This window comes from Porphyromonas sp. COT-290 OH860 (genome assembly GCF_000768935.1).
Taxonomy (GTDB): Bacteria; Bacteroidota; Bacteroidia; order Bacteroidales; family Porphyromonadaceae; genus Porphyromonas.
This window is the reverse complement of sequence record NZ_JRAR01000046.1, coordinates 1-7,606: the sequence shown is the minus strand read 5'-3', so window position 1 is coordinate 7,606 and position 7,606 is coordinate 1. Positions and strand designations below refer to the sequence as shown.

Genomic DNA, 7,606 nt, shown 5'->3' with positions numbered 1-7,606 from the left:
GGGGGATAGTATTCAAGGCTCCCCAAGCCGCTCAAACACGCAAAAAACACCGAGAAAGATACAAGAAACTTTGAGCGGCGCATTGCGCAATAGTCTCAGAGAAGAAATGCCTCTTTCATCTCTATCTCCCTTAGCTTTATGTCGTATTTTTAGTATTTCAGCCATTTTATTTCGCAATCAGACTAAGAATAATTAAAGAATACACACTCCCAATCTATTCTGCACCTTGACAATTAAGTAGGCAAACCCTAGGGACATGACGAATACGATAAGCGCTCCATAGGCCTCATACTGGCTGGAGAATTGAGTGAGCACTTGTGTAAATAGTATGATTGGCAGTCCATGCCAATAGTAGATATTCCCAGATAGCGCTTGCCCTACATAGGCCACTTTACTCCCATGCCCCCAAGATGGGAACTGCAAGCAAGTAACAAAAGCCGTGAAAATAACAGTTGTTGTGATGAATGGCTTGAGGATGATATACGAGGGCAACAAACTTCGTCCCCAAAATAGATCCAGATACAGCAAGGCAATCCCACACGCTAAAGCTATTCCCCAAGATTTGTATTGGAGCAGTGCCATTTTTCTCTGAGCAACCCACATCCCTGCGGCCAAACAAGGCAGTGCTTTAATAATAAAATTAGCAGACAAGACCGAAGGCTCAGACCCGAAAACTATGGGGCGATAATCCTCGACGGAGAAGCCCAAAAACCAAAGGGCGATAAGATATGGGAATAACTTCCCCATACCCAAGCGATATAGCGCCGCTATTACCAACATCCCTTGCGCCAAAGCCATTAGATACCAAAGATGTCCTGCCGCAGGAGGCATACCCCAAATTAGTAGTTTGAGGTAAAGCATATAGGTTTCGGACAAAGCCCCTTCGATTGGAGCTATAGGATAGTAAACTAATGTACAAATAAGCCAAAGCACAATGGCCTTTTTAGCCGTTTTTAGAGCCCTTGCTGCTACCTTATTCGGATCCTCGGAGTAGAGAAAATACCCTGTGATCATAAAAAATAATGGGACAGCCGTTGCTGCCAATATCCGGCCGTATTCTGTCGCAATCCCTAGAGGGGCATGAAGGAGGACTACGAAAAGAGCACAAAGAGCCTTTAGGACATACAGGGAGGCGACCTCCGAATGAGAACACTTGGTGATAGATGGATTCATAACTTCTTCTGTAATTCAAGGCAAATAGTAGTCTAGTAACGCTTTTTAATCAATGGAATACGCTCAGCAACAATCTGCCACGCCCTCATCGAAGCTGCTCGAAAAGCCTTGGAAACAACATAAAATACCCCGAATAAAATGACAATGAATAATATGGAGACCCATGATGCATTAATGAAAAACTCTGTATAAGACTCCATGGAAGGCTGATATAAGTCTACAAAGGCATCGGTAAGGAATATAAGCCCCCAAGTGATTAGTGGGAACTTCGTCATTCCAAGCCAATACAATCTAACTGGCAGCTGGAACCCACTTCTAAAGAGATAGAATGGTTTCCAAACAACAATTATAGTAAATAAGCTAATGAATACACCTAACAACACTCCTTCCCAACCTAAAATATATCCAAGCAAGATGGACATACCAACATTAATCCCAGCCTCTACGAGAGGAGCCCAAATATCCTTAAATAGGGCAAACCCATTAATATAAGCATTGTTGACACCTCGTGTGAAGTCAATATAAGCAATTAAGGTAAGTAGTAAGATACCGAGAGATGACTCGAGTGCATACTTCTCCCCCAACCATAAACTAACAAATGGTGTCGCAAAAACATAGAGGAAAAAGCAGCTAATCCCAGCAATGAAGTATTTGAAGGACAGCACCTCCCAGAAGAATGAATATATCTTCTCTTGATTACCTTCAGCAATCAGATTGCCAACCCCCGGGATTAGGTTTCCGAAAATACCTTCGCTGAAAGTACGCACATGCGTAATTAGGTTTTTGTAGTTGTCATAGTCTCCCGTCATAACCAACCCAGACACCAAGGACATTACTAGAGGAGTAGTATTACCAAGGGCATACCCTCCCAAGTTATGGAAGAATATCAACCCTGTCTGCTTGAGTAGTGCTGGATATTTTTTAAGGTATTGCCGTCCTTTGGATGGATTGACTGATAGCCATGGATACTCTCTAACTGTTACTCTATCAAGCACATAGACACCAAGTATAGATAGGGCAAGATCCATGGATATCCAAAGCAAATAGGCATCCTCTAAGAAATAGAGAATTAGAAGCTGGATAAAGTTTTTGGCGATCGTTGCCGTGGACATGATTGCCCCTGTCTTATAACCTTTTTGGTCCGCCGACAAGACAATCGTCTTATAGTTAATCGTATAAGAAAGGATTGTACTAAAAAGCAGGAACCCATAAGTTACGTACGCGTACCAAAGAGGAGCCTGCATATTCGCAAACATCTGAGGGAAGAACAGCATCAGCACCACGGACCCAAAGACGATAAAGCCCACCACCCAACGATAAAGCCACCCTTGTAGAGAAACGATCTCGTTCACTGATTGGTAATTCCTATCATTAAGAGGCTTATACAGTGCAACGGCAATTGAAGTCCCAATACCGAGCTCGGATAGATTCAGCATCCCGAGAAAGTTCCCTAGAACTGTACGCAGTCCCATAACCTCAGAGTCGAATGAGGCCAAGAAGTATTTGCGAGAGAAAAAAGAAATAAGGATCGTTATGACGGAGAAAAACAGAGTTACCTGAGCATTCCGTATACTTTTATGAGTACGACTCTCGGACATATATCAAATATTTATGTATTGAACTATATCAACCAATGATTTTTATAGATTCTCCCGAAGTAGCATTTCAAATAGACATTTCCAGTTTCTCGAGTATGGCAGATGGTCGAAGCCCATTTCTGGACGGAGTGATGAATCTTTCTTATGATTACCTATCATAACTTCTCGCATCAATCTGGATAGCTGTAGAGAGCCATTTGGGTTAAAATAAAAGATTGAGCTGGCGCCTTGTGAGGTTTCATGAGCATAAGGCAGATCTGCTAGGAGCAAAGATTTTTCTAAGCCAAGTATTCGGTTTGTATGAATAAACTCAGTAATCGGGAGCCCCCAAGTTTCTATTCGGGAAGGGAAAACAAAGCAATCGGCTAGAGCATAGTGCGCATAGAGGGTTGGCTTATCCATTAGGCCTGAAAACTCTATTGACTGTACATACCCCCATTTTTCACGCAGATATCTAGCATATTTATTCTCATCTCCCTTGACCGTGATAATCGTTCGGAAGCGATCTGGGCCAAGCTCTCGCTCAAGCAATCTAGATGCCTCACACAGCGTTTCGAAATTCTTGTGGCTATCTGGGGTAGAAGCAAAAAAGAAAGTAAACCGGCCATCAGGCTCTATAGGAGAAAATGTAGGGATAGAAAGATCTGCAGAAGGAGGTGCGACAATAAAACGCTCAGGAGTAATCCCAAACATTTTGCTGAAGCCTGCCCGAAGCCACTCTTGCTGAACCACCAAATATCTATTGCGATGTATATTGATCCGATAGGCAAAGCATGTAAACATCGCAAAGAGCGGTATCTTAGGGTCGAACTGAAAATCTCTCCACTTCCACTTTAGAAAAGGGAATGAAGTCTGGCAGTAAACGGCCTGCCTCTTGGCTATTACTCGAGGAGTTGTGTCATGTAATGAAAGCCAAAGCTCAATCTCTCCTAGTTGCTTGGATATTTTATGCATCGTTACATATTCGCACCAAAGCCGTTTCCCCCAGCCTTCGATTGCCCAAGGTATTTCTATGTACTCGATGTTCGGGAAGTCTGCCAAACTACGCTGATGGACTAAGACAACTACCCTATAGCCATTGACATTCCCCCAAGATGATAAGAACTCAAGACACTGGCGTAGGATAGTCAGTGTACCGCCCTTGCGCAGATTAACCGCCGAGATGACTATAACCCTTCGCTTCTCCATCATTATTGAGCGATGTGTGCCCAGATCTTCACCCCGAGTATCTTGATTTTTCTTCTAAGGGATAAATGAGAGGCAAAAATAAAGTCTCTTATTCTAGCTTGACAAAGAATCCTCACTCCAGCATCCGTTATAGGCGTTCTTTTGTAATTATTCGCCTTCCATGAAGAAAACATATCATTAGCAACTAAATAGAGAGGCATCGCATCTAGACATCCAGACAAACCCCTCTCTTTGATTCGCTTATAAATATCAATATGAATCAGGACCATATCCAACCATCTCTTACTGCTCCATGACCCATGAGTTGTAGAGGTTTCAATCCAATAATAATTGTACAGCCCATCTTGAGAGAAACATACCCCTCTAGAATTAAGAACAATATCACAGGCAAACAGATTGTCTTCAAAAAAGAAACCCTCCTTAAATTTTACCTTTTCTATTAACTCTCGTCTATACACATGAGCACATGCAACCCATGAAATCTTTTGCATTACCCAAGCCTTCAAGAGTGCTTCACTTCCCAAGATTGGTATTTCCTGAATAGACTCAATATAATCTTTAGGGACGCCATCGACATTATGTCCAATATCTCGATGTATGGGATATTGGACATAATCACAATTTGGGTGTGACTGAAGGCACTGGACACAAGCAGAAATAGTGTTTACTTCAATAGAATCATCACTATCAACAAAGGTGATAAAGGAGCCACGAGAATGACGAATGCCTTTGTTTCTTGCCACAGACTGTCCAGAGTTTCTTTGGCTAAGGACTTTTATCCTTTTGTCCTTCTTTGCATACTCTAAGCAAATATCTAAACTATTATCAGTAGACCCATCATTTATTAATATAATTTCTATGAGGGGGTAAATCTGTTCGATTAAAGATTCTATACACCGCTTAAGGTAAGGAGCAGTATTATATATTGGCACAATTATGCTAACCAGTTCTTCCTTCATGAGTTGTTTTTTTATATAGCCTACTAAATAATTCCTCCCATTGGTCAATTACTACTGATAATCGATACTGCTTCGACCGACTTTGGGCATTAGCACCCATTGACTCTCTCATATCCTTATCAACCATCAACATCTTTAGATAGTGAGCAAATAAATGCTTATTTTTCGAAGGAACCAAAAAGCCATTAAATCCATTCTCTATAACATCCTTAGGGCCACAAGGGCATTCATAAGAGATTGCAGGCAACCCTACTGCTTGGGTTTCTAATAGAACCATAGGTAGACCTTCAAACAGAGAGGTCATAACAAAAATCGAGGCCTCGTTATAGTAATGCTGTATTTCTTTGGTAGGGGGGAGCAACTCAACTGAAGAGCTAAGTCTTAAAACATTAATTTTATCCAACAAAGAAGAGTATAGGTGTCCATCACCTACTATGATGAGCTTCCATAAAGGGTATTCAGGAGACACGACAGACCAAACATCAATTAAATCGCTAAAGTTTTTCTGCTCTGTGTGTCGCCCAATGGCAAGTACGTAAGTTCTGCGATTCTCTGATGAAGAACTATAAATAGTATTATCAAGAGGGTTGGGGATAACTATCATATTCGACTTCCTCCCTCTTAGTAGCAAGTCTTCTTTTGTCAACAGAACACAAGCATCAAACCTTTGCCCAATAGCTAAATCATAGCATTTGTAGAAAAAATCTAGGCATCTTTGGAAATCATATTTCTTTCTTGGCCTTTGGACCTGATACTGTAAAATCGAAGCATGAGATTCAACAATCTTTCTACTGCCGTCCTCTATTGAAGGCAAAAAAGAAGCTTCTTCCATAAACGTAGAAATAACAATATCTGCTTTTATCGAGTATAACAACTGTGTTAATTTCTGCTTATGTATCCTTTTCTTCTTAAGATGTCGATATAAACGAATCCAAATAGGATTATCATAGTCACCCTTATAATTTAATCCCAAATCATACGTTCGTATTCTTTTGTCAAGTTCGAAGAAGGGCTTGCCACCCTTTTGATCCGTAGTAATGATAGTTACGTCATGACCTCTATCAACAAGAGCATTGGCCTTCGTGGTTATTACTCTTTCTATCCCTCCTGAACCATGTAGTTGTGTTACACAATATACAATCTTCATAAACGCTAGTGTATAGATTCAAACAATCGCTCCCAGAGGGCCATGACAGATTGGAGGCTGTAGCGCTCGGAGCTTTTGAGCGCAGCCGTTCCCATAGACCTTCGTCCCTCTTGGTCATTCATAAGTTTAGCCAGTTTTTCGGCGAACGCATTTCTATCTCCTTGATTAACCAAGTATCCATCTACGCCATCTGTCACAATATCCTTGGGGCCACTAGGGCAAGCATAAGAAACAATCGGAAGGCCAAATGTTTGCGCCTCGATGAGCACCATAGGAAGCCCCTCATAATTTGAGCTTAGAGCATAGATGGAAGCAGATTGATATAATTGTGCCACCTCGCGAGTTGCAGGCAGTAGCTTAATCATCTTCCCTAAGCTAAGCATATTAATTTGCTCCTTGAGCCTAGACTCATAAGGACCGGCACCAGCGATACAAAGTTCCCAGTCTGGATATGCTGCTGCAATTTGACTCCAAATGCTGATAAGCTCTCCAAAGTTCTTTTGGTATTCGAAACGCCCCAAAGCTAGAACACGTTTTCCGTCAAGCCGGCTTGGAGCAACCTCATCAAAAGGTCTTGGATTAGGGATTACGCACAAAGTATCAAGCTTAGCCCATAGTTCTCGTTCTTCTTCTGTTAGGATAACAAAAGCGTCATACTTCTTAGCTATTCGTTCATCCTGCCAAACTCTAAAACGCCCCAGCAAACGATATATCCTCTGTTCTTGAGGATACATCAGTATCTTGGTGTTTTTGGCGCTGTGTAGCTCGAGCACCTTTTTGCTGCCGTCTTGGATGGTGGGCAGTATTGGGGCGTCTTGGAAGAAAGTGGAGACGGTAATGTCTGGCTTAAACTCTCGCAGCACCTTCTCTAGGCGATGCTTATGTTCGCTTCGCTTGGCATAGAGTGCTTTGAGGCGTTTGAACCGGCCAAGCTGATTATCCGCTTCGTAGTTCAGATCTAAGTCTACTAGACATATACGGCTATCTAGATCAAAGGCTGGCTGATGCCCCCTTTGGTCTGTCGTAATGATGCAAACCTCATGCCCATGCTGTACCCAATAGTTAGCCTTGGTGGATACAACACGCTCAATACCCCCCGTCCTAAATAGTCCTTGAATGCAGTATGCAATCCTCATATCTGAGATCTATCTCCTTCTAATTATTCTACAAAGGTACCAAAAAGTATGATTGCTACTCGTCAGTGCAAGAGACCGTTGCACGGCATTTTGCCTCTTTTCAGTTAGATGTTCGGCTAGGCGTTTTTCATATATATCTGATTATTAATATCTTTAGTGTGTAATTAACTGTATCGACATGGCAACTAAACCAACCGAACAAGCTCCGAGCTTCCTGCAAGTATATACTCAGGTTCGTCGCGACCGGATGAAGCACTCCTTTCTGCGCCCAATCAACGCAAGCGTTGATTGGAGAGGTATCCGCACCCTGCTGAACAAGAAGTACACCAAGACACAGAATGCCGTAGGCAACCCTGCCTACGATGCCTTGCTGATGTTCAAGATTCTTTTGCTAGAGACATGGTA

General features: G+C 42.2%; 7 protein-coding genes and 1 pseudogene. 2 read left to right on the top strand and 6 right to left on the bottom strand.

From position 1 onward, the window contains the following. Window positions 1-196 (top strand): hypothetical protein (locus HQ41_RS09860; protein ID WP_235316911.1); only part of this gene is annotated, 196 nt, incomplete at its 5' end. Here the strand turns inward: HQ41_RS09860 and HQ41_RS04760 are convergent. From HQ41_RS04760 to HQ41_RS04735, 6 genes are all read right to left on the bottom strand, one after another. Beyond that, the gene (locus HQ41_RS04760; RefSeq protein WP_044188636.1) at window positions 193-1,173 is read right to left on the bottom strand and encodes an acyltransferase; all 981 of its coding nucleotides are present in this window, start codon (window positions 1,171-1,173) and stop codon (window positions 193-195) included. The genes HQ41_RS09860 and HQ41_RS04760 overlap by 4 nt on opposite strands. A gap of 32 nt (window positions 1,174-1,205) precedes the next feature. Next, on the bottom strand, window positions 1,206-2,645 hold the full coding sequence (locus tag HQ41_RS04755) for a lipopolysaccharide biosynthesis protein (protein ID WP_152567346.1): 1,440 nt from the start codon (window positions 2,643-2,645) through the stop codon (window positions 1,206-1,208). Window positions 2,646-2,813: 168 nt separating this feature from the next. Then, on the bottom strand, window positions 2,814-3,962 hold the full coding sequence (locus HQ41_RS04750; RefSeq protein WP_044188632.1) for a glycosyltransferase family 1 protein: 1,149 nt from the start codon (window positions 3,960-3,962) through the stop codon (window positions 2,814-2,816). Further along, window positions 3,962-4,918, bottom strand: coding sequence for a glycosyltransferase family 2 protein (locus HQ41_RS09310; RefSeq protein ID WP_052405291.1), 957 nt, complete (start codon window positions 4,916-4,918; stop codon window positions 3,962-3,964). Before HQ41_RS09310 ends, HQ41_RS04750 begins: the two co-directional genes overlap by 1 nt. Continuing rightward, window positions 4,899-6,065, bottom strand: a complete 1,167-nt coding sequence (locus tag HQ41_RS04740; RefSeq protein WP_044188630.1) for a glycosyltransferase family 4 protein — start codon at window positions 6,063-6,065, stop codon at window positions 4,899-4,901. The genes HQ41_RS09310 and HQ41_RS04740 overlap by 20 nt, the downstream gene beginning before the upstream one ends. 5 nt (window positions 6,066-6,070) lie before the next feature. Continuing rightward, on the bottom strand, window positions 6,071-7,201 hold the full coding sequence (locus HQ41_RS04735) for a glycosyltransferase family 4 protein (RefSeq protein ID WP_044188628.1): 1,131 nt from the start codon (window positions 7,199-7,201) through the stop codon (window positions 6,071-6,073). Between the two features lie 283 nt (window positions 7,202-7,484). Here HQ41_RS04735 and HQ41_RS04730 point away from each other — a divergent pair. Continuing rightward, window positions 7,485-7,606: pseudogene (locus HQ41_RS04730) on the top strand (IS5/IS1182 family transposase); the annotation flags it as partial.